Source organism: Pantoea cypripedii (assembly GCF_002095535.1).
Taxonomy (GTDB): Bacteria; Pseudomonadota; Gammaproteobacteria; order Enterobacterales; family Enterobacteriaceae; genus Pantoea; species Pantoea cypripedii.
The window spans coordinates 2,795,573-2,817,973 of sequence record NZ_MLJI01000001.1; the positions used below are offsets into that span (position 1 = coordinate 2,795,573).

General features: G+C 57.3%; 17 protein-coding genes. 14 read left to right on the forward strand and 3 right to left on the reverse strand.

Annotated features, from left to right (window positions below):
* The first annotated feature begins 91 nt into the window (after nt 1-91).
* The 14 genes from HA50_RS12905 to HA50_RS12970 all read left to right on the forward strand — a co-directional run bounded on the left by HA50_RS12905 (nt 92) and on the right by HA50_RS12970 (nt 19,296).
* Nucleotides 92-1,339: an MdtA/MuxA family multidrug efflux RND transporter periplasmic adaptor subunit gene (locus tag HA50_RS12905; protein ID WP_084876013.1), complete on the forward strand. Its 1,248-nt coding sequence runs from the start codon at nt 92-94 to the stop codon at nt 1,337-1,339.
* Nucleotides 1,339-4,461, forward strand: coding sequence for an MdtB/MuxB family multidrug efflux RND transporter permease subunit (locus tag HA50_RS12910; protein WP_084876014.1), 3,123 nt, complete (start codon nt 1,339-1,341; stop codon nt 4,459-4,461). The genes HA50_RS12905 and HA50_RS12910 overlap by 1 nt, the downstream gene beginning before the upstream one ends.
* Nucleotides 4,458-7,526, forward strand: coding sequence for a multidrug efflux RND transporter permease subunit MdtC (gene mdtC, locus HA50_RS12915; RefSeq protein ID WP_084876015.1), 3,069 nt, complete (start codon nt 4,458-4,460; stop codon nt 7,524-7,526). The genes HA50_RS12910 and mdtC overlap by 4 nt, the downstream gene beginning before the upstream one ends.
* A 71-nt stretch (nt 7,527-7,597) precedes the next feature.
* The gene (vapB, locus tag HA50_RS12920; protein WP_084876016.1) at nt 7,598-7,831 is read left to right on the forward strand and encodes a type II toxin-antitoxin system VapB family antitoxin; all 234 of its coding nucleotides are present in this window, start codon (nt 7,598-7,600) and stop codon (nt 7,829-7,831) included.
* Nucleotides 7,831-8,229 (forward strand): type II toxin-antitoxin system tRNA(fMet)-specific endonuclease VapC, encoded by a 399-nt coding sequence (gene vapC / locus HA50_RS12925; RefSeq protein ID WP_084876017.1) that lies wholly within the window; start codon nt 7,831-7,833, stop codon nt 8,227-8,229. The genes vapB and vapC overlap by 1 nt, the downstream gene beginning before the upstream one ends.
* Nucleotides 8,230-8,244: 15 nt before the next feature.
* Complete coding sequence (gene mdtD / locus HA50_RS12930; RefSeq protein WP_084876018.1) at nt 8,245-9,654, forward strand: multidrug transporter subunit MdtD; 1,410 nt, start codon at nt 8,245-8,247, stop codon at nt 9,652-9,654.
* Nucleotides 9,651-11,036, forward strand: coding sequence for an envelope stress sensor histidine kinase BaeS (gene baeS / locus HA50_RS12935; protein ID WP_084876019.1), 1,386 nt, complete (start codon nt 9,651-9,653; stop codon nt 11,034-11,036). Before mdtD ends, baeS begins: the two co-directional genes overlap by 4 nt.
* Nucleotides 11,037-11,045: 9 nt before the next feature.
* Nucleotides 11,046-11,753 carry an envelope stress response regulator BaeR gene (baeR, locus tag HA50_RS12940; protein WP_084876020.1) on the forward strand — a complete coding sequence of 236 codons (708 nt, stop codon included), beginning with the start codon at nt 11,046-11,048 and terminating at the stop codon, nt 11,751-11,753.
* A gap of 142 nt (nt 11,754-11,895) precedes the next feature.
* On the forward strand, nt 11,896-13,269 hold the full coding sequence (trhP, locus tag HA50_RS12945; protein WP_084876021.1) for a prephenate-dependent tRNA uridine(34) hydroxylase TrhP: 1,374 nt from the start codon (nt 11,896-11,898) through the stop codon (nt 13,267-13,269).
* Between the two features lie 230 nt (nt 13,270-13,499).
* A complete protein-coding gene (gene yegS, locus HA50_RS12950) occupies nt 13,500-14,399 on the forward strand; it encodes a lipid kinase YegS (RefSeq protein WP_084876022.1) in 900 nt (299 codons plus the stop codon).
* A gap of 243 nt (nt 14,400-14,642) precedes the next feature.
* Nucleotides 14,643-15,653, forward strand: a complete 1,011-nt coding sequence (locus HA50_RS12955; protein WP_084876023.1) for a Zn-dependent oxidoreductase — start codon at nt 14,643-14,645, stop codon at nt 15,651-15,653.
* A gap of 82 nt (nt 15,654-15,735) precedes the next feature.
* Nucleotides 15,736-17,019 carry an MFS transporter gene (locus tag HA50_RS12960; protein WP_084876024.1) on the forward strand — a complete coding sequence of 428 codons (1,284 nt, stop codon included), beginning with the start codon at nt 15,736-15,738 and terminating at the stop codon, nt 17,017-17,019.
* Between the two features lie 53 nt (nt 17,020-17,072).
* Nucleotides 17,073-18,542 carry a mannitol dehydrogenase family protein gene (locus HA50_RS12965; protein WP_084876025.1) on the forward strand — a complete coding sequence of 490 codons (1,470 nt, stop codon included), beginning with the start codon at nt 17,073-17,075 and terminating at the stop codon, nt 18,540-18,542.
* Between the two features lie 67 nt (nt 18,543-18,609).
* Nucleotides 18,610-19,296: a GntR family transcriptional regulator gene (locus HA50_RS12970; RefSeq protein ID WP_084876026.1), complete on the forward strand. Its 687-nt coding sequence runs from the start codon at nt 18,610-18,612 to the stop codon at nt 19,294-19,296.
* A gap of 291 nt (nt 19,297-19,587) precedes the next feature.
* On the opposite strand, the gene fbaB is transcribed toward HA50_RS12970, so the two are convergent.
* From fbaB to thiM, 3 genes are all read right to left on the reverse strand, one after another.
* Nucleotides 19,588-20,640 carry a class I fructose-bisphosphate aldolase gene (gene fbaB / locus HA50_RS12975; protein ID WP_084876027.1) on the reverse strand — a complete coding sequence of 351 codons (1,053 nt, stop codon included), beginning with the start codon at nt 20,638-20,640 and terminating at the stop codon, nt 19,588-19,590.
* Nucleotides 20,641-20,788: 148 nt separating this feature from the next.
* Nucleotides 20,789-21,589: a bifunctional hydroxymethylpyrimidine kinase/phosphomethylpyrimidine kinase gene (gene thiD, locus HA50_RS12980; protein ID WP_084876028.1), complete on the reverse strand. Its 801-nt coding sequence runs from the start codon at nt 21,587-21,589 to the stop codon at nt 20,789-20,791.
* Entirely contained in the window at nt 21,586-22,371 is a 786-nt protein-coding gene (thiM, locus tag HA50_RS12985; RefSeq protein ID WP_084876029.1) for a hydroxyethylthiazole kinase, read from the reverse strand. Before thiM ends, thiD begins: the two co-directional genes overlap by 4 nt.
* Between the last annotated feature and the right edge of the window lie 30 nt (nt 22,372-22,401).

Below are 22,401 nucleotides of genomic sequence, written 5' to 3' on the forward strand. Positions count from 1 at the left end.
CATGCCAGGCGACTACAATTCTTTGGTTTGCGCTCCGGCTGGTTGGGTTGCGCATTTTGGGAAACGACTACGCTGGAGAGCACATCAATTCATGAAGAATCGACATCCGTTGTGGAAAAAAAGTCTCATCACCCTGGCGATCGTCGCCGTGCTGGCCGGTGGTTATTACTGGTGGCAGCATCCGGCAGAACCGAATAAACAACCTCAGGCCGAAGGACAGCGCCATCATGGGCGTGGTGCGGGTGGCGCAGGCGCCAATGGTGGGGGTCGTCCACTGGCACCGGTACAGGCCGCAACGGCGGAATTACAAAGCGTACCGCATTATCTGAGTGGGCTGGGCACCGTCACCGCCGCCAACACCGTCACGGTACGCAGCCGGGTGGATGGTCAACTGATGGCACTGCATTTCAATGAAGGTCAGCAGGTGGCGGCCGGGGCATTACTGGCGGAAATCGATCCACGTCCGTATCAGGTGGCTTTGATTCAGGCCCAGGGACAACTGGCTAAGGATCAGGCGACGCTGGCTAACGCACGGCGTGATTTAGCCCGTTATGAACAGCTGGCAAAAACCTCGCTGGTGTCGCAGCAGGAGCTGGACACCCAGCGTTCGCTGGTAAGCGAAACCCTCGGCACCATCAAAGCGGATGAAGGTAATGTCGCCAGCGCCCAGCTCAATCTGACCTACAGCCGCATCACCGCCCCCATCTCCGGCCGGGTTGGCCTGAAACAGGTCGATGTCGGTAACTACATCACTTCCGGCGATACCACCGGGTTAGTGGTGATCACGCAAACCCACCCGATCGACGTGGTGTTCAGCGTGGCAGAGAACAATATCAGCCAGATCCTCAAAGCACAGAAAAGCGGCCAGCCGCTGGTGGTGGATGCCTGGGATCGCAGCAATAAAACCCTGCTGACCTCTGGCACCCTGCTGAGTATTGATAACCAGATCGATGTGACCACCGGCACCATCAAACTGAAAGCGCGCTTCAGCAACGAGGATGATGCGCTGTTCCCCAACCAGTTCGTCAATGCGCGCCTGAAAGTCGATACCTTGCAGGATGCGGTGGTGATCCCCACTGCCGCGCTGCAAATGAGTAACGAGGGCCATTTCGTCTGGGTGGTGAACAGCGAGAATAAAGTGAGTAAAAAACGGGTCACCGCCGGATTGCAGGACAGCCAGCAAGTGGTGATCAGTGCCGGGCTGGCCGCCGGGGATCGCGTGGTCACCGATGGTCTGGACCGCTTAACCGAAGGTGCACAGGTCGAGATTGTCGCGCCGCAAAGCACCACGCCGCTGAACCGGCGCGCCACCCAACCGGCACGCGGAGAACGTCAATAATGCAGGTGATGCCTCCCGACGCCAGCGGCGGACCGTCGCGCCTGTTTATTCTGCGCCCGGTGGCGACCACGCTGCTGATGATCGCGATTCTGCTGGCGGGTATCCTCGGTTATCGTTTCCTGCCGGTGTCCGCGTTGCCAGAAGTGGATTATCCGACGATTCAGGTGGTCACCCTCTACCCCGGTGCCAGCCCGGATGTGGTGACCTCCTCAATCACCGCGCCGCTGGAGCGTCAGTTCGGCCAGATGTCCGGGCTGAAGCAGATGTCCTCGCAAAGCTCCGGTGGCGCTTCAGTGGTCACACTGCAATTCCAGCTCTCGCTGTCGCTGGATGTGGCGGAACAGGAAGTGCAGGCGGCGATCAATTCCGCCACCAACCTGCTACCCAGCGATCTGCCCAACCCGCCGGTTTACAGTAAAGTCAATCCGGCGGATCCGCCGATCATGACCCTCGCCGTCACCACCACCAGCATGCCGTTAACTCAGGTGCAGGATATGGTGGAAACACGCGTGGCGCAGAAAATCTCCCAGGTCGCCGGTGTCGGGTTGGTGACCCTCTCTGGCGGGCAACGCCCGGCTGTGCGGGTACAAATGAACGCCCAGGCGCTGGCGGCGCTGGGGTTGACCAGCGAAACGGTGCGCACGGCCATCAGCAATGCCAACGTCAATTCCGCCAAAGGCAGCCTGGACGGTCCGACACGTTCGATCACCCTGTCCGCCAACGATCAGATGACCTCCGCCGAGGATTATCGCCGCCTCATCATCAGCTACAACAACGGCGCGCCGGTGCGTTTGGGCGATGTCGCCACCATTGAACAGGGGGCGGAAAACAGCTGGCTCGGTGCCTGGGCCAATCGGCAGCCCGCGATTGTGCTTAACGTACAACGCCAGCCGGGGGCCAATATCATCGCCACCGCGGATAACATTCGCGCCCTGCTGCCCTCACTCACCGCCGCACTGCCTAAGTCGGTTGAAGTCACACTGTTGACCGACCGCACCACCAATATCCGTGCCTCAGTGGCGGATACTCAGCATGAACTGATGCTGGCAATTGGTCTGGTGGTGATGATCATTTACCTGTTCCTGCGTAATGTCCCGGCGACCATTATCCCGGCGGTGGCGGTGCCGCTGTCACTGGTGGGCACCTTTGCCGCGATGTATTTCCTCGGTTTCTCCATTAACAACCTGACGCTGATGGCGCTGACCATCGCCACCGGCTTCGTGGTTGATGATGCCATCGTGGTGATCGAGAATATTTCCCGTTATCTGGAAAAAGGTGAGAAGCCCCTGACCGCCGCGCTAAAAGGCGCGGGCGAAATCGGGTTCACCATCATCTCCCTGACCTTTTCGCTGATTGCGGTGCTGATTCCGCTGTTATTTATGGGCGATGTGATTGGCCGCCTGTTCCGCGAATTTGCCGTTACCCTTGCGGTGGCGATCCTGATTTCCGCCGTGGTGTCGCTGACGCTGACACCGATGATGTGCGCGCGCATGCTAAGCCTCGAATCGCTGCGTAAACAGAACCGTTTTTCCCGCGCCAGTGAAGCGATGTTTGACCGCATCATCGCCGGTTATGGTCGCTGGTTAACGCGCGTACTCCAGCATCCCTGGCTGACGCTGTCGGTGGCGCTCGGCACCCTGCTGCTTACCGTGTTGCTGTGGATAGCGATTCCCAAAGGCTTCTTCCCGCAGCAGGACAACGGCATTATTCAGGGCACGTTGCAGGCTCCGCAGTCGGTTTCCTATGCCAGCATGGCGCAACGCACGCGTGATGTGGCGTCGATTGTGATGAAAGATCCGGCAGTGCAGAGCCTGACGTCATTTGTCGGCGTTGACGGCACCAATGCCGCGCTCAACAGTGCACGGCTGCAAATCAACCTGAAACCGCTGTCCGAGCGTGATGACCGCATCCCGGCGGTACAAAAAAGGCTACAGGCAGCGGTGGCGCAGATTCCGGGGGTCTCGCTCTGGTTGCAGCCGGTACAGGATCTCACCATCGATACCCAGGCCAGTCGCACCCCTTATCAGTTCACGCTGCAATCGGGTTCGCTGGAGTCGCTCAGTACCTGGGTTCCCGCGCTGCTTAACCAGCTCAACACCCTGCCTGAGTTACGCGATGTCAGCAGCGACTGGCAGGATCAGGGGCTGGAAGCCTTTATTCGCGTCGATCGCGACAGCGCCAGCCGACTTGGCATCACCATGGCAGATATCGACAACGCGCTGTACAACGCCTTTGGTCAGCGCCTGATCTCCACCATCTACACCCAGGCAAATCAGTATCGCGTGGTGCTGGGACAAAACAACGACGCCACGCCCGGCCTTGCCAGCCTTGACGGCATTCGCCTCACCAGCACCGATGGCGGCAGCGTACCGCTCAGCGCCATTGCCGGGGTGGAGGAACGCCACGCCGCCCTGAGCATCAACCATCTTGATCAGTTCCCGTCAGCCACGTTCTCGTTTAACGTCGCTGAAGGATATTCCCTTGGTGAAGCGGTTAAAGCCATCAGTGCGGCGGAAGATCAGGTGGGGATGCCTGCCGAGATGATGACGCAATTCCAGGGCAGCACGCTGGCATTTGAAGCGGCGCTGACCAGCACGGTATGGCTGATCATTGCCGCAGTGGTGGCGATGTATATCGTGCTCGGCGTGCTGTACGAGAGTTTTATTCACCCCATCACCATCCTCTCAACGCTGCCGACTGCCGGGGTGGGTGCGCTGCTGGCGCTGATGCTGAGCGGTAACGAGCTGGATATTGTGGCCATCATCGGCATCATCCTGCTGATTGGTATCGTGAAGAAAAACGCCATCATGATGATCGACTTCGCGCTGGCCGCCGAACGTGAACAAGGGATGGCACCCTATGAGGCGATTTACCAGGCCTGCCTGCTGCGTTTCCGCCCGATATTAATGACAACCCTGGCGGCGTTGCTTGGCGCGTTGCCGCTGATGCTGAGCATGGGGGCGGGTGCTGAGCTGCGGCGTCCACTGGGGATCGCGATGGTGGGGGGGCTGATCCTCAGCCAGATCCTGACACTGTTCACCACGCCGGTGATCTACCTGTTATTTGACCGTCTGGCGCACGCCACACGCCGCCGCTTCCGTCGTTCGGAGGCACAACCGTGAAGTTTTTTGCCCTGTTTATCCACCGCCCTGTCGCTACTACGCTGCTGACGCTGGCGATTGCGCTGGCGGGTATTCTCGGCTTCCGCCTGCTGCCGGTTGCGCCGCTGCCGCAGGTGGATTTTCCGGTAATCGTGATATCCGCTTCCCTGCCCGGCGCCTCGCCGGAAACCATGGCGTCGTCGGTCGCGACCCCGCTGGAGCGCTCACTCGGGCGTATCGCCGGGGTCAGCGAGATGACCTCCACCAGCTCGCTCGGCAGCACCCGAATTATTCTGGTGTTTGATTTTGACCGTGACATCAACGGTGCCGCGCGCGATGTACAGGCGGCGATCAACGCCGCGCAAAGTCTGCTGCCGACGGGTATGCCGAGTCGTCCGACTTATCGCAAAGCCAACCCATCCGACGCGCCCATCATGATTCTGACGCTGACCTCAGACATTTATAATCCCGGTCAGCTGTATGATTACGCCTCAACTCAGCTGGCGCAGAAATTGTCGCAGATTGAAGGGGTTGGCGATGTCACCGTCGGGGGGAGTTCCTTACCGGCGGTGCGTGTCGATCTCAATCCGCAGGCGCTATTTAATCAGGGGGTATCGCTGGATGCGGTACGCACCGCCATTGTTAACGCCAACCAGCGCCGCCCGCAGGGGGCGATTGACGATCAGCAACTGCGCTGGCAGCTCCGTACCAACGATGAACTGCAATCTGCCAGCGATTACCAGCCGCTGGTGGTGCACTACAACAACGGGGCGGCTGTCAGACTGAGTGACGTGGCCAACGTGCAGGACTCGGTGCAGGACGTGCGTAATGCCGGGATGACCAATGGCAAACCCGCGGTACTGCTGATCATCCGCAAATCACCGGATGCCAACGTGATCGATACCGTTGACCGCATCCGCGCCGAACTGCCGGTGCTGCATGATGTGATCCCGGCGTCTATTGACTTGCAGGTCGCTCAGGATCGTTCGCCGACCATTCGCGCCTCACTGCATGAGGTGGAGCAGTCGCTGGTGATTGCTGTGGCGCTGGTGATTCTGGTGGTATTTTTCTTTCTGCGTGATGGCCGCGCCACGCTGATCCCCGCCGCCGCGGTGCCGGTTTCGCTGATTGGCACCTTTGCCGCCATGTATCTGTGTGGCTTCAGCCTGAACAACCTGTCGCTAATGGCGCTGACCATCGCCACCGGCTTTGTGGTGGATGATGCCATCGTGGTGCTGGAGAACATTGCGCGCCATGTGGAAGCGGGGATGAAGCCCTTGCAAGCCGCCTTGCAGGGGGTACGCGAGGTCGGATTTACCGTGCTGTCGATGAGCCTGTCGCTGATTGCGGTATTCCTGCCGCTGCTGATTCTGGGCGGTCTGATTGGACGCTTCTTCTCCGAGTTCGCCATCACCTTGTCAGTGGCGATTCTGATTTCGCTGTTTGTCTCTATCACCCTGACACCGATGATGTGTGCGTATTTGCTCAAGCCGCAGGTGCGTCGCGCGCAACCGCGTTTACGGGGCACCGGACGGCTGCTGATGGCGATACAGCATGGCTATGGTCGCTCACTGGGCTGGGTACTGGATCATGCGCGTTGGGTATTGCTGGTGTTGCTAGCCACCGTCGGTCTGACCATCTGGCTGTTTATCTCCATCCCCAAAACCTTTATGCCAGAACAGGATACCGGGCGGCTGACTGGCTTTATTTCCGCCGATCAGAGCATCTCCTTCCAGGCGATGCGCGGCAAATTGCAGGATTTTATGAACATCATCAAAGCCGATCCGGCGGTGGATAACGTCACCGGCTTTACCGGCGGTTCGCGTACCAACAGCGGTTCGATGTTCATCTCGCTTAAACCTTTATCTGAGCGCAGCGAAAATGCGCAGCAGGTGATTGCGCGCCTGCGCATCAAACTGGCGAAAGAACCGGGCGCAAATCTCTACCTCAACGCGGTACAGGATCTTCGCATCGGTGGACGTGAATCCAACGCCAGTTATCAGTACAGCCTGCTGTCCGACAATCTGGCGGATTTGCGCACCTGGGAACCGCAGATCCGTCAGGCATTCTCCAGTTTGCCGGAACTGGCCGACGTCAACTCGGATCAACAGGACAAAGGCAGCGAAATGGACCTGACGTACGATCGCGACAGCATGGCGCGGTTGGGGATCGATGTCTCCGCCGCCAACGCGCTGCTGAATAACGCCTTTGGTCAGCGGCAGATTTCCACCATTTATCAGCCGCTGAATCAGTACAAAGTGGTGATGGAAGTGGATCCGCGCTACACCCAGGATATCAGCGCGCTGGACCAGATGTTTGTGATCAATAGCGACGGCAAAGCTATCCCGCTGAGCTGGTTTGCCCGCTGGCAACCGGCCAACGCGCCGCTGTCCGTTAACCATCAGGGCTTATCGGCCGCGTCGACTATCTCATTCAACCTGCCGGAAGGGGTATCCTTATCCCAGGCGTCGGATGCCATCGACCGTACCATGACGGCACTCGGTGTGCCCGCCAGCGTACGCGGCAGCTTTGCCGGTACCGCGCAGGTGTTCCAGCAATCACAATCCAGCCAGCTGTACCTGATTCTGGCGGCGATTGCGGCGGTCTATATCGTGCTGGGGATTTTGTACGAGAGCTACGTCCACCCGCTGACCATTCTTTCTACCCTGCCCTCGGCCGGGGTCGGCGCGCTGCTGGCGCTGGAGCTGTTTAATACGCCGTTCAGCCTGATTGCGCTGATTGGCATTCTGCTGCTGATTGGCATCGTGAAGAAAAACGCCATCATGATGGTCGATTTTGCCCTCGAAGCAGAGCGCAAAGGCAATCTGACCGCGCGTGACGCGATTTTCCAGGCCTGCCAGCTGCGTTTCCGCCCGATCATGATGACCACGCTGGCGGCGCTGTTTGGCGCGCTGCCGCTGGTGCTGACCAGCGGCGACGGCGCGGAACTGCGTCAGCCACTCGGCATCACCATCGCCGGTGGCCTGGTGATGAGCCAGTTGCTGACACTCTACACCACTCCGGTGGTGTATCTGATGATGGATAAGCTGCGGCGCAGGAAAACTCATATTTTAGTAACAGAATAGAATGCTATACACCATTGCTATGTAGCATGAAGCGAGTAAACTTTAGTCAGTTAAAACGACAGGAGGTTTATATGTCTCAAGGCACTGTATTTACCAGCAACCGCACGCAAAACGTCCGAATCCCTGCTGATGTACGCTTCCCGGAGACGGTGAAAAATGTCACCGTTAGAGCAGTAGGTAAAGAACGCATTCTCACTCCGGTTGAAAATACATGGGATAGCTTTTTCCTGAGTGGCCCAACCGTGAGCGATGATTTTATGAATGAACGTGCATCACAAGAGCAACCAGATCGGGATGAATTCTGATGCATCGTTACATGCTTGATACCAATATCGTTATTTACGTTATTAAACAACGGCCAATTGAAGTTTTAGCGCGCTTCAATGCCAATGTTGGTCGTATGGTTATGTCATCAATCACGCTCGCGGAATTAGTGCACGGAGCAGAGAAGAGTTCATTCCCTGAACGCAATTTGCGCACGGTTGAGGACTTCGTCTCTCGCCTGGATGTACTTAGTTACGATGAAAAAGCAGCATTTCATTACGGGTCCATTCGTGCAGATCTTGAAAAAAAGGGGACGCCAATTGGTTTAAATGACCTGCATATTGCCGCCCATGCCCGAAGTTCGGGACTCACCCTTGTCTCAAATAATCTGCGCGAGTTTTCCCGTGTGAATGGGTTAATCAGCGAAAATTGGATCTGATTCGGCAGGTAACACATGACCACTCAGAACGCGACAGTGCGCTGGCAGCTGTGGATTGTCGCTTTTGGCTTTTTTATGCAGTCGCTGGATACCACCATCGTTAACACCGCCATCCCGTCGATGGCGCATGACCTTAACGTCAGCCCGCTGCATATGCATTCGGTGATTGTGTCCTACGTCCTGACGGTGGCCGTTACCCTGCCGCTGAGCGGCTGGCTGGCGGACCGCTTTGGCGTGCGCAATATCTTCTTCACCGCCATCGTGTTATTCAGCATTGGCTCGATATTTTGCGCCTTCTCCTCCTCGCTGGATCAACTGATCCTGGCGCGTGTGATTCAGGGGGTGGGCGGTGCGATGATGGTGCCAGTCGGGCGCTTAACGGTGATGAAAATTGTCCCGCGCGAGCAGTACATGTCGGCCATGACTTTTGTCACCCTGCCCGGCCAGGTTGGCCCGCTCCTCGGCCCGGCGCTCGGTGGTATCCTGGTGCAGTACGCGAGTTGGCACTGGATCTTCCTGATTAACATCCCGGTAGGCATTATCGGCGCGATCGCCACGCTGACCATCATGCCCAACTACACCATGCAAACCCGGCGCTTCGATTTTCTCGGCTTTGGCCTGCTGGCCGTCGGCATGGCGACCCTGACGCTGGCGTTGGATGGGCAACGCAGCACCGGTGGCTCGCCGTTGCTGCTCGGCCTGCTGATCCTGGTTGGCGTGTTTTCCCTGCTGTTCTACCTGATGCACGGTCGCAATAACGACAACGCCCTGTTCAGCCTGAAATTATTCGATAACCGTATCTATTCCATCGGCCTGCTCGGCAGCTTTACTGGCCGCATCGGCAGCGGCATGTTGCCGTTTATGACGCCGATTTTCCTGCAAGTCGGTCTCGGGTTTAGCCCATTTCATGCTGGTCTGATGATGATTCCCATGGTGCTGGGCAATATGGGGATCAAACGCGTGGTAGTCAGGATCGTCAATATGTTTGGCTATCGCAACGCGCTGGTGGGCGGTACCTGCGCGCTGGCACTGGTGGTGCTGCTGTTTCCGGCGGTGGCGCTGCTGGGCTGGACCTGGCTGTTGCCGGTGGTGTTGTTACTGCAAGGCATGGTTAACGCTATCCGCTTCTCCTCGATGAATACCCTGACGCTGAAAGAGTTACCTGACGATCTGGCATCCAGCGGCAACAGTTTGCTGTCGATGATTATGCAGCTCTCCACCAGTATCGGGGTGACCGTCGCGGGTCTGCTGCTCGGTGCTTTCGGTCATGGCGCAGTGGTGAATAGCGCAGCGGCTCATCAAACCTTTATCTACTCCTACCTGTGCATGGCGCTGGTGATTATCCTGCCTGCGCTGGTGTTCTGGCGCGTGCCGCAGGATGTGAGCAAAAACGTCGATTTGCGACGTAAAAGGAGCGAAGGATGAAGCGGCCAGTCAAACTCGGAATTGGTCCCAAGCTGTTTTTGGCCATTTTTTCCACCTGCATGCTGGTGATTATCATCATGCACTGGGGAGTGCGACTCAGCTTTGAACACGGCTTTGTGGATTACATCCGCAAAGGCAACGAACAACGTTTGACGCTGCTCAGCGATGCGCTGGCCGATCAATACGAGCAGCACGGCAACTGGGACTTCCTGCGCAACAATGACCGCCTGATTTTTACCATCCTGCGTTCGCTGGAGCAAAACCCCGGCAGCGAAAATCAGTTGCCACCCCACGGCTGGCGTACCCAGTTCTGGATCATCGACCAGCAGTACAAAGTGTTGTCCGGCCCGCGTTCACCGGTACCGCCTGAAGGCACAAGGCGCAACATTACCACCAGCAACGGTAAAGTCGTTGGCTGGGTGATTGGTTCCCCGGCGGAACGCCTGACGCGCAGCACCGATATCAATTTTGACCAGCAACAACGTCGTACCAGCTGGATCATTGTGGCGTTTACCGCGCTGATGGCGGCGCTGGCGACCTGGCTGATGGCACGCGGTTTACTGGCCCCGGTGAAACGGCTGGTGGACGGCACCCATCATTTGGCGGCAGGGGATTTCGCCACCCGGGTTGAAGTGGGCAGCAGCGACGAGCTTGGTCAGCTGGCGCGTGACTTCAACCAGCTCGCCAGTTCACTGGAAAAAAATGAGAGCAACCGCCGCGCCTTTATGGCGGATATCTCCCACGAGCTGCGGACTCCGCTGGCGATTTTGCGCGGTGAGCTGGAAGCGATGCAGGATGGCGTGCGTAAACTGACGCCGGAGGCCATCACCTCGCTGCAAAGCGAAGTGGTGGTGCTGACCAAATTGGTGGACGATCTGCATCAACTGTCGCTGTCGGATGCCGGTGCCCTCGCCTATCGCAAGCAGGCGGTGGATTTGGTCCATCTGCTGGAAGTGGTAGCAGGCAGTTTTGGTGAGCGCTATCGCAGCCGCCAGCTGACATTGCAGCTGTCGTTACCGGCGGAGGCGGCCAGTTTCGGCGATCCGGATCGGCTGATGCAGCTGTTCACCAATCTGCTGGAAAACAGCCTGCGCTATACCGATGCGGGTGGTCAGGTACGTCTGACCATGAAAAACCAGGGCGACCATTGGCAGCTGTGCTTTGCAGACAGCGCACCCGGGGTCGATCCAGCCCATCAGGCCCAGCTTTTTGAGCGCTTCTTCCGTGCCGAAAGCTCACGCAACCGTGCCAGCGGCGGTTCGGGTCTCGGCCTGGCCATCTGCAAAAATATTGCGGAAGCGCATGGCGGCAGCATCAGTGCAGATCTCTCTGATTTAGGTGGCCTGCAAATCACGCTAAACTTGCCCTATGTTCCTCACTAAGCGCAGCCTATGAGCACGGAAAAGCAAGACCCTTTAATCCTTGTTGTTGAAGACGAGCCAAAACTGGCGCAGCTGATGATTGATTATCTGCAGGCGTCTAACTATCGCACCCATCACATTGGCGATGGCAGCGAGGTGCTGAGTTATGTGCAGCAGTCTCCGCCGGATTTGATGCTGCTGGATTTAATGCTGCCTGGCCGTGATGGCTTGACCCTGTGTCGTGAAATCCGCCGTTTTTCCGATCTGCCGATCATTATGGTGACGGCGCGCACTGAAGAGATCGACCGCCTGCTGGGGCTGGAAATCGGTGCCGACGATTACATTTGTAAGCCATTCAGCCCGCGTGAAGTGGTGGCACGGGTGAAAACCATCCTGCGCCGCGTCAAACGTACGCCGGAAGAAGTCCAGCAGGCGTCCCATCTGCTGATTGATGAAGGCCGTTTTCAGGCCAGCTGGCGTGAACAGCCGCTGGAGCTGACGCCCGCCGAGTTTCGTTTGCTGAAAACCCTGGCGCTGGAGCCGGGCAAAGTGTTTTCACGCGAGCAGCTGCTCAATCATTTGTATGACGACTACCGTGTGGTAACCGATCGCACCATCGATAGCCACATCAAAAACCTGCGTCGTAAGCTGGAAAATCTCGATGCCGAGCAACCCTTTATCCGCGCGGTTTACGGTATGGGCTATCGCTGGGAAGCGGATGTCTGCCGCTTAGTGTAGCAGGCAGCGCATTACCTTGATCCAGGTCAATTTACTTCGTGGTGGCCCTGCCTAAAATTCCCCACCTTTTGCAGGGCCGTCTGACGCGGCCACTGCACATGCCATCCACGATGGCATGCTGACCTGACATCAGTGAGATCCCATGTTTAAACCTGAACTGCTTTCTCCAGCGGGAACGCTGAAGAATATGCGCTATGCCTTCGCCTATGGCGCCGACGCGGTGTATGCCGGTCAGCCTCGTTACAGCCTGCGCGTGCGCAATAACGAATTCACCCATGAAAACCTCGCCAAAGGCATCGATGAAGCCCATCAGCTGGGTAAAAAATTCTACGTCGTCGTCAATATCGCGCCGCATAACGCCAAGCTGAAGACCTTTATCCGCGATCTGACCCCGGTGGTGGCAATGCAACCGGATGCACTGATCATGTCCGATCCCGGCCTGATTATGCTGGTGCGTGAAGCCTTTCCGGCCATGCCGATCCATCTTTCGGTGCAGGCTAATGCCGTCAACTGGGCGACGGTGAAGTTCTGGCAACAGATGGGACTGACGCGGGTGATCCTGTCGCGCGAATTGTCACTGGAAGAGATTGCTGAAATCCGCCAGCAGGTGCCGGAGATGGAAATCGAGATCTTCGTACACGGTGCGCTATGCATGGCGTATTCCGGCCGTTGCCTGCTCTCGGGCTACCTGAACAAACGCGATCCCAACCAGGGCACCTGCACCAACGCCTGCCGCTGGGAGTACAAAGTGGAAGAAGGTCAGCAGGATGAGGTCGGCAATATTGTCGGTTTCCATCAGCCGGTGGAGATGCAGGACAGCGCACCGACACTCGGCATCGGTACCCCCACTGACCGGGTGTTTCTGCTGGAAGAGAAAATGAAACCTGGCGAGACCATGAGCGCCTTTGAGGATGAACATGGTACCTACATCATGAATTCCAAAGATCTGCGCGCGGTGGCGCATGTCGAACGATTGAGTCAGATGGGGGTGCATTCCCTGAAGATTGAGGGACGTACCAAATCGTTTTATTACTGTGCACGTACCGCGCAGGTTTATCGTCGGGCCATTGACGATGCCGCCGCCGGTAAGCCCTTCGATCCCGCGCTGCTGGAAACGCTGGAAGGGCTGGCGCATCGCGGCTATACCGAAGGTTTTCTGCGTCGCCACACCCATGACAGCTACCAGAATTATCAGCAGGGTTACTCGGTATCCGAACGCCAGCAATTTGTCGGCGAGTTTACCGGCGAACGCCGGGGTGACTGGGCGCAGGTGGCAGTGAAAAACAAGTTTCTGCTGGGTGATGAACTGGAGATCATGACCCCCAACGGCAACCTGAACTGTCGACTGGAAGCGATGCAGAATGACAAAGGCAGCGCGGTTGAGGTGGCACCGGGTGATGGTCACCGCATCTGGTTGCCAGTGCCGGAACATGTCGATCTGGCTTTCGCCCTGCTGCTGCGTAATTTTACCGATGGCGACAGTACGCGCGATCCGCACGCCAGCAATCGCACGTAATGAAAAGAAATGGTTGAAATTAGAACAAGATCACAGACCGCCGTTTCGCCCTGGCGTAAACTCGCTTCCGCTGCTAACGAGTAACAATAAACAGCAGGTAGTACCAGGAACCACCTCATTCACCCGCCCGGCTCCCCCGTGCGGGTTTTCTTTTTTCGTCACCCGCCGATAAAGTTCCCTGCCCAGCTATGCTATAACCACTTGTCTGAGGAAGCATTAAGGGACGAATCATGCAAAACAAACCGCTGACGTTATTGATCCTTAACGGCAAAGGTGCCGGAAATGAGGAATTACGTGCCGCCGTCAATCAACTGCGTGACGAAGGCTTTAATCTGGCCGTGCGTGTTACCTGGGAAAAAGGCGATGGCGACCGTTATGTCCAGGAGGCGGTCAGTTTGCAGGCTGAAACCGTGGTGGCGGGTGGCGGTGATGGCACCATCAATGAAATTGCTACCGCACTGGCCGCATTAGCGGAATCACAACGACCGGTGCTGGGGATTTTACCGCTTGGCACGGCCAATGATTTTGCCACCAGCGCAGGCATCCCGCTGGAGATGGAACCAGCATTGCGCCTGGCGGTGCTCGGCAAGGCCAGCGCCATCGACCTGGCGCGGGTGAATGGCGATCGCTACTTTATCAACATGGCGACCGGGGGCTTTGGCACCCGTATCACCACGGAAACGCCGGAAAAACTCAAATCGGCGCTCGGCGGCGTTTCGTACTTTATTCATGGTTTGACCCGCGTAGATACCTTAAAGCCGGATAGCTGCGAAATCAGCGCCGCGGATTTTAACTGGCAAGGCGATGCGCTGGTGATCGGCATTGGTAATGGTCGCCAGGCGGGCGGCGGACAGAAATTATGTCCGGATGCGCTGATCAATGATGGTCAGCTTAACCTGAGTATCGTCACGGCTCAGGAGTTGCTGCCTACCCTGCTGCATTCGCTGACGCGCGATGATGAAAACCCGAACATTGTCAGCGCGAAATTACCGTCACTGCATATTCGCTCCCCCCATGAGATGACCTTCAATCTCGATGGCGAACCGCTCACTGGCAGTGAATTCCAGATTGAGGTCCTACCAGGCGCGCTGAGCTGCCGTTTACCGCCGCAGTGCCCGTTGCTGGCGTGATCTGAACAACATTCCCCCGTAGCGGCGCAATTTATTGCGCAATTCCGTGCACATTGCCGGAAAAAGGCGCGCAATAAATTGCGCCGCTACACGGGTCAACGCCCGTACCTCCTCATCTTGTGACCCTCTTCACAACTCCGCAATGTAGACTTGTATGGTAGTATTTGTGCGCGTATTTTTTCCTCATTGAATTCCCGTTAATGCCCATCCCCCCTGAAGAGGATGCCAGGCAAGGAGCTGATGATGAAAAGTGTCGTGATTGAACAACCGGGTGAGCTGGTGCTGGCGGAACGTCCGGTACCGCAGCCTGCCGCCGGAGAAGTACGCGTTAAGGTCCAGTTTGCCAGCATCTGTGGCTCCGATGTCCATATCTGGCACGGTCATAATCCGTTTGCCAAATATCCACGCGTGATCGGTCATGAGTTTTTTGGTGTGATCGATGCCACAGGCTCCGGTGTTGATGAGAGCCGTATTGGTGAACGCGTCGCCGTCGACCCGGTGGTGAGCTGTGGTCACTGCTATCCCTGCTCCATTGGTCGCCCCAATGTCTGCAAAGAACTCCAGGTGATTGGTGTGCACCGCGATGGTGGCTTTAGCGAGTTCGCTGTCGCCCCGACCAAAAACGCCTTCCGTTTGCCCGACAGCATTCCCGATAAGCTGGCCAGCATGGTTGAACCGTTCACTATCGCCGCCAATATCACCGCGTTCCTGCAACCGCAGCCGCAGGACGTCGCGCTGATTTATGGTGCCGGTCCGATGGGGCTGACCGCCATTCAGGTACTGAAAGGGGTCTACGGCGTTAAACAGGTGCTGGTGGTGGACCGCCTGCCAGAACGCCTGGTACTGGCGCAACAAAACGGTGCCGATCAGGTGTTTAACAACAGCGAGATCCCGCTGGCTGCCCAGCTTGAAGGGGTGCAGCCCACACTCATCATTGATGCCGCCTGCCATCCAGCCATTCTGGCGGAAGCGGCCGCCCTCGCCTCACCAGCGGCCCGCATCGGTCTGTTGGGCTTCTCGGGTGAACCCTGCAGCATTACGCAGCAAAGCCTGACCAGCAAAGAACTGTCGCTGTTCACTTCGCGTCTCAACAGCAACCGTTTTCCGCAAGTGATTGAGTGGATGGAAAAAGGCCAGATCCAGCCAGAGAAACTGGTCACGCACTACTTCCCGCTGGCGGAAATTGAACGCGCGATGACGCTGTTCGAAAAAGACCCGCGCACCTGCTGCAAAGTGATTCTGCATATGGCCTGAGTTAACCTTCACACCAGGTGTCCTCCTGCCGGTACGTACCCACCGGCAGCACTACTATAAAGATGATGATGTCGGAGTTTCTATGTTGAAGAATCTGCGCTGGACCCTCGTACTGCTGTTGTTTCTGGTTTATATGATCAACTACCTCGATCGTATTGCCCTGTCCCTGACCGTGCCGCTGGTGGAAAAAGATTTGATGATCAATGCCGAGCAGTTCGGCATGATTTTCGGCAGTTTCTTCTTCGGCTATGCCCTGTTCAACTTTATCGGCGGCCTCGCCACTGATAAATTCGGCCCGACCATTGTGCTCGGCACTGCGGTGGGGATGTGGTCGCTGTTCTGCGGTATGACGGCGCTCGCCACCGGTTTCTGGTCGATGATGCTGCTGCGCGTGCTGTTTGGCATGGCGGAAGGCCCCATCTGCGCCTCGGCCAACAAAGCTATTAATGGCTGGTTCCCGAAAAAACAGGCCGCCACCGCCATGGGCTTATTAAGTGCCGGTTCCCCACTCGGAGGCGCAGTTGCCGGTCCGATTATCGGTTATCTGGCGCTGTCATTCGGTTGGCGTCCGGCCTTCGTTGCCATCTGCGTGATTGGCCTGGTGTGGATGGCGATCTGGTTCTTTATCGCGGCGGATAACCCGGCGAAAAGCAAACGTGTCTCGCCTGAAGAGCGTGCGTTGGTGGAACAACTGAAAGCGGAACAGTCGGGCGAAGAAGCGGATCTGTCTGGCGCTGCTCACGGGATGGGGTACTACCTGCGTCAGCCAATCATCCTGGTCACGGCATTCGCCTTCTTTTGCTACAACTACATTCTGTTCTTCTTCCTGAGCTGGTTCCCGGCGTATCTGGTGCAGGCGCATGGTCTGGATATCAAAGCCATGAGTATCACCACCATGATTCCGTGGATTGTCGGTTTCGTCGGTCTGGCGTTGGGTGGCTGGATTTCCGACAAAATTTTCAATATTACCGGTAAGTTACTGTTGTCGCGTAAAATTGTGCTGGTGGTCTCACTGCTGGCAGCGGCAATTTGTGTCGCGCTGGCGGGTACGATAAAAGAGGTCAATTCGGCGGTGATCATGATGTCGATCTCCATCTTCTTCCTCTACATCACTGGCGCGATCTATTGGGCGATTATTCAGGACGTGGTGCACAAAAGCCGTGTCGGTAGCATCAGCGGCTTTATCCATCTGGTGGGTAGCCTGTCGGGCATCATTGGTCCTATCGTCACGGGCTTTATCGTCCAGCACACCGGCAAATTTGACAGCGCCTTTGTGCTGGCTGGAGTGGTCGCTGGCCTGGGTGCCCTGCTGGTGCTGTTTGTCATCCGCAGTCCGAAAACCAGCAATAAACCGGTTTCAGCTTAACAGATTGATCATCACGGGGCGGTTCCGCGCCCCGTTTGCTAAAAGGAATGATGATGTTAGAGATTGAACGCCTTCCCGCCGACGTACAACGTCCGAACTATGACCGCAGCAAACTGAAAACCCGTATGGTCCACATCGGGTTTGGTGCCTTTCACCGTGCCCATCAGGCACTGGCGAGCGACAAACTGGCCGCTCAGGGCAGTGACTGGGGTTACTGTGAAGTGAACCTCAACAGCGGCGCATTAATCGAGGCGCTGCGCCAGCAGGATTTACTCTACACCCTGACCGAAATGGCCGACGACAGTCTGCATAGCCGGGTGATTGGGGTCATTACCGCCGCCCTGCATGGCAAGGGGGATGGCATCGAGGCGGTGATTGAGGCTATGAGCCAGCCGGATGTTGCGATTGTGTCGATGACGGTCACCGAAAAAGGTTACTGCCATCTGCCTGCCAGCGGCAACCTCAACCCGGATCATCCTGACATCGTTCACGACCTCGCCCAGCCGCAGGCACCTCGATCTTTGCCGGGCCTGATTCTGGCCGCGATCATCCGTCGCCGCGAACGGGGTTTGGCACCGTTTAGCGTGATGTCCTGCGACAACATGCCAGAAAACGGTCACGTGACGCGCAACGTGCTCGTCCAGCTGGCGGAACGTCACAGCAGCGATCTGGCCGATTATATTAAAGCCCACCTCTCCTTCCCCTCGACCATGGTCGATCGCATCGTTCCGGCCATGACCGATGCGGCATTCGCCACCCTGGCGGCACGCCTCGGCAGCAGCGATCCGGTTGCCGTGGAAGCGGAACCCTTCTTCCAGTGGGTGATCGAAGACAATTTTGTCAGTGGCCGTCCCGCCTGGGAGAATGCCGGGGCTGAGCTGGTGAGCGATGTGCTGCCGTTCGAAGAGATGAAGCTGCGTATGCTGAACGGCAGCCACTCCTTCCTGGCGTATCTTGGCTACCTGGCAGGTTACGAACATATCAGCGACTGCATGGCCGATCCCCATTATCGCCACGCTGCCCGCGCCCTGATGATGCAGGATCAGGCTCCCACCTTGCGTACCCAGGGCGTGGATTTGGCAGCCTATGCCGATTCGCTGATTGCTCGCTACGAAAACCGCGCGATCAAACATCGCACCTATCAGATCGCCACCGATGGCACGCAAAAACTGCCTCAGCGCATGCTGGATAGTGTGCGCTGGCATTTGCAAAATGGTTCAGGCTGCGATTTTCTGTTGCTGGGGGTGGCGGGCTGGATGCGCTATGTCAGCGGTGTGGATGAACACGGCCAGCCGATTGAGATTCGCGACCCATTGAAAGATGAGCTGGCGCGCATTGTGGCGTCGAGCGATGAAGGGGCCCCTCGTGTCCGTGCCTTGCTGGGATTAAAAGCGGTGTTTGGCGACGATTTACTGCATCATGCTGGCTTCGTGGCACGCGTCACCGAACTTTATCAGCAGCTGTGTGACGAAGGTGCTCGCGCCACGGTACATGCCCTTACCCGGTCTGCAACAAACTTGTAGCGCAGAGGGAGCGTGCTGATTAGACTGCTCCCTTATAACCTCCATAATTCGATACGGATATTGCTGCATGTCGATTGCCTATACCATAACCACCAGCGAACCCGTAAATCAGCAGATTTACCGCTATCTGCGTCGGGATATCGTTACCTGCGCCATCCATCCCGGCTCGCTGCTGTCGGAAAAAGAGGTTTCAGCGCGCTTTAATGTCTCACGCCAGCCGGTACGTGAAGCCTTTATCAAGCTGGCAGAGGCTGGACTGGTACAGGTATTACCGCAACGCGGCACTTTTGTACGCAAGATTTCCGCCCAGCGCGTCGCCGATGGCCGGTTTATCCGTGAAGCGGTGGAAATCGCCGTGGTGCGCCGTGCGGCGCAGGAAATCGCGCCGGAGGCGCTGATGGCGCTGGAGCATAATCTTCAGCTACAACGTTTAGCGGCCGAACGCCATGACAGCCAGTCATTCCTCTCCCTCGATGATGAATTTCACCGCCTGATTGCGGAAGGCATCAACTGCCTGCTGGCATGGGAAACGGTGGAGAACATTAAAGCCACCATGGACCGGGTACGTTTTCTGACACTGAGTGAAGTTTCCCCGCCGGAAAGCCTGATTCAGCAGCATGAAGAGATTTATGCCGCGCTGAAAGCGCATGATGTTGAGGCTGCCGAGTCAGCGATGCGTCGCCATTTGCAGGAAATGATTCTGACCATTACGCCGATTGCGGAACGGAATAGCGAGTGGTTTGAAGCGCCTTAATTTGCCCCCGGCTGCATAATCTCGCGCGATAAATCGCGCCGCTACGGCTCCGTGCTGTTATTGACCTGGTCGGCATTAATGCCGCCCCTACAGAAGTAGGGTGCGAATTTATTCGCACCAGGTATTGACGTTCAAGACGGTAGCTACGCGTTCGTGCTGTTTAATGGATTAAACCGTCGGCGGCGCAGGCAGTTCGCGTCCGGCCAGCGCGCAGACGCTGGGAGCATACCTCAGTATGTGACCAGCGGTGAGCACTGCCCGGAGGCGAAATGGCAAGCAAGCCAGGTTTAATCAGGCGATGGTCACGTCTTTCGCCAGATAAACATCCTGCACCGCGTTAATCAGCTCCACGCCTTCCTTCAGCGATTTCTTAAATGCTTTGCGTCCCAGAATCAGTCCCATGCCGCCCGCGCGTTTGTTAATCACCGCCGTACGCACTGACTCGGCCACATCGGTCGCCCCGGCGGCTGCCCCACCTGAGTTAATCAACCCGGCGCGCCCCATATAGCAGTTCGCCAGTTGATAACGCACCAGGTCAATCGGGTTTTCCGTGGTCAGCTTGCTGTAGACACGCTCATCGGTGTGACCGAAGTTGACTGCGGTGTAACCCCCGTTATTTTCCGCCATTTTCTGCTTCACAATGTCCGCACCAATGGTCGCGGCAAGATGGTTGGCCTGGCCGGTTAAATCGGCGCTGGCATGATAATCCACGCCATCTTTCTTAAAGCCATTATTACGCAGATAGGCCCACAGCACCGTCACCATGCCCAGCTCATGGGCGCGTTCAAACGCGACGGAAATCTCTTCAATCTGGCGGCGAGACTGTTCGGAGCCGAAGTAGATAGTTGCACCGACCGCGATGGCTCCCATATTGAACGCCTGCTCCACGCTGGCGTACAGGGTCTGGTCGTACTGGGTTGGATAGCTCAGCGTCTCGTTATGGTTCAGTTTCACCATAAAGGGAATCCTGTGCGCGTAACGGCGCGCAACCGAAGCCAGCACCCCATAGGTGGACGCGACGCAGTTGCAGCCCGCTTCAATCGCCAGCTCCACGATATTTTTCGGGTCGAAGTAGTGCGGATTGGCAGCAAAGGAAGCACCTGCTGAGTGCTCCACTCCCTGATCAACCGGCAGAATCGACAGATAACCGGTGCCCGCCAGACGGCCGGTGTTGTACAAGGTTTGCATATTACGTAACACGACAGGAGAACGATTGTTGTCCGTCATTACGCGATCAACATAATCCGCGCCCGGTAAATAAAGGCTTTCCGCTGGAATGGTCATGCAGCGATGTTGAAGAAGACTGTCCGCTTCTTTGCCCAATAACTGAACGATGTCCGTCATGCTGACTCCTGAATAAATGGCTGGATTGGAACCGGCACCTGCCGATTCGCCCCCAACAGCCTGGACCCAAATCCGCCAGGCTGGCAAATTGCTGACTCCATTTTTCAGACAGATGCGCAGGCAAAAAACGGCAATCCAGCGTTACGCCCTACCACCAGCGATGGAAATGGTGCACCGGCCCAATACCTTTGCCGACCTCCAGCGAATCCGCATGGATCAGCGCCTGTTGCAGCCATGCTTTGGCTTCCGTCACCGTGGCGGACCAGCTGTCATGCCGTGGACGCAGCGCCGCCAGCGCCGCTGACAACGAACAGCCGGTGCCATGCGTATTGCGGGTATTGACGCGCGGCGCGGTAAAGCGCTGGCGTCCGCTACGGGTGATCAGCCAGTCAGGACTCTCGGCATCGCTCAGATGTCCTCCCTTCATCAGTACCGCTTCACACCCGAGATCAAGCAACGCATCGCCCTGTTGGAGCATGGTGGCTTCATCCTGCGCCATGCTCCGTCCAAGCAACGCCGCCGCTTCCGGTAAATTTGGCGTAATCAGGGAAACCTGCGGCAGCAGCAGTTCACGGATACTGTCGATGGCGTCCGGTGACAACAACGCGTCGCCGCTTTTGGCAATCATCACCGTATCCAGCACCACAAACGGCAGGCTGGCACGCTTCAGCTTCGCCGCGACGATTTCCACCACTGCCGTTTCCGCCAGCATGCCGATTTTAGCGCTGTCGATACGCACATCGTCGAGTACCGAATCCAGTTGCGCACCGACAAAATCCGGCTCGATGCGATACACCGATTGCACGCCACAGGTGTTCTGCGCCACCAATGCGGTGATCACGCTGGTGCCATAGGCGCCCAGCGCCGAAAACGCTTTAAGATCGGCCTGGATTCCCGCACCACCGCTGGGATCGGTGCCTGCGATGGTTAATGCATTGATGCGTTTCATGGCGTCACCTCCAGCGTCCACAGCTCATCAAGGAAAGTGGCCACAAAACTCCCTGGCCCCTGCACCTGACGCGCTGCCCTTTCACCCGCCAGCGACATCACGCGACAAGCCGCCGCCACATGTTGCAGACGCTCACCCGGCAGGCTGGCAAAGCCCGCTACCACGGCCGATAGTGCGCAACCGGTGCCCACCACACGCGTCATTAACGGGCTGCCGCCGGGAATAGCCAGGATGTTGTGGCCGTCAGTGACATAATCCACTTCGCCAGTGACCGCGACGATACTGTGATAATCTCGCGCCAGTTGCTGTGCGGCACTGATTGCCGCGTCGGCCTGATGCAGGCTATCCACACCACGCCCGCCTGCCGCCTGATTCGCCAGCGCCAGGATTTCTGAGGCATTGCCACGAATAGCCGCGGGCTGCTGGCTTAGCAACTGCTGACAAAATTCGGTGCGAAACGTTAACGCGCCGACCGCTACCGGATCGAGCGTCCAGGGCGTCCCCGCCCGGTTGGCTGCGGTGACGGCGGCCTGCATCGCATCACGACGATCGCGCGTCAGGGTGCCGACATTAATCAGCAACGCATCGGCGAAACCGCTGAACTGTGCGGCTTCATCTGCCTCGATCACCATGGCAGGGGAAGCACGCAGCGCCAGCAGGACATTCGCGGTAAAGGTTTGTACGACGTCATTGGTCATGCAATGCACCAGCGGCATATGCTGACGGAGTAACTGAAGAGATTGCGCGAGTTGCGCTGTGGAGAGAAGGTCAGGCTGTTTCATAAGGCTCCCAACCGGCGATCAAGAAGGCGA

Coding starts and splice junctions, on each gene's coding strand:
- baeS (WP_084876019.1), top strand. CDS start 9,651: ATGAAGCGGCCAGTCAAACTCGGAATTGGTCCCAAGCTGTTTTTGGCC.
- HA50_RS12910 (WP_084876014.1), top strand. CDS start 1,339: ATGCAGGTGATGCCTCCCGACGCCAGCGGCGGACCGTCGCGCCTGTTT.
- thiM (WP_084876029.1), bottom strand. CDS start 22,371: ATGAAACAGCCTGACCTTCTCTCCACAGCGCAACTCGCGCAATCTCTT.
- HA50_RS12905 (WP_084876013.1), top strand. CDS start 92: ATGAAGAATCGACATCCGTTGTGGAAAAAAAGTCTCATCACCCTGGCG.
- HA50_RS12965 (WP_084876025.1), top strand. CDS start 17,073: ATGTTAGAGATTGAACGCCTTCCCGCCGACGTACAACGTCCGAACTAT.
- baeR (WP_084876020.1), top strand. CDS start 11,046: ATGAGCACGGAAAAGCAAGACCCTTTAATCCTTGTTGTTGAAGACGAG.
- trhP (WP_084876021.1), top strand. CDS start 11,896: ATGTTTAAACCTGAACTGCTTTCTCCAGCGGGAACGCTGAAGAATATG.
- HA50_RS12960 (WP_084876024.1), top strand. CDS start 15,736: ATGTTGAAGAATCTGCGCTGGACCCTCGTACTGCTGTTGTTTCTGGTT.
- vapB (WP_084876016.1), top strand. CDS start 7,598: ATGTCTCAAGGCACTGTATTTACCAGCAACCGCACGCAAAACGTCCGA.
- yegS (WP_084876022.1), top strand. CDS start 13,500: ATGCAAAACAAACCGCTGACGTTATTGATCCTTAACGGCAAAGGTGCC.
- HA50_RS12970 (WP_084876026.1), top strand. CDS start 18,610: ATGTCGATTGCCTATACCATAACCACCAGCGAACCCGTAAATCAGCAG.
- fbaB (WP_084876027.1), bottom strand. CDS start 20,640: ATGACGGACATCGTTCAGTTATTGGGCAAAGAAGCGGACAGTCTTCTT.
- mdtD (WP_084876018.1), top strand. CDS start 8,245: ATGACCACTCAGAACGCGACAGTGCGCTGGCAGCTGTGGATTGTCGCT.
- thiD (WP_084876028.1), bottom strand. CDS start 21,589: ATGAAACGCATCAATGCATTAACCATCGCAGGCACCGATCCCAGCGGT.
- vapC (WP_084876017.1), top strand. CDS start 7,831: ATGCATCGTTACATGCTTGATACCAATATCGTTATTTACGTTATTAAA.
- HA50_RS12955 (WP_084876023.1), top strand. CDS start 14,643: ATGAAAAGTGTCGTGATTGAACAACCGGGTGAGCTGGTGCTGGCGGAA.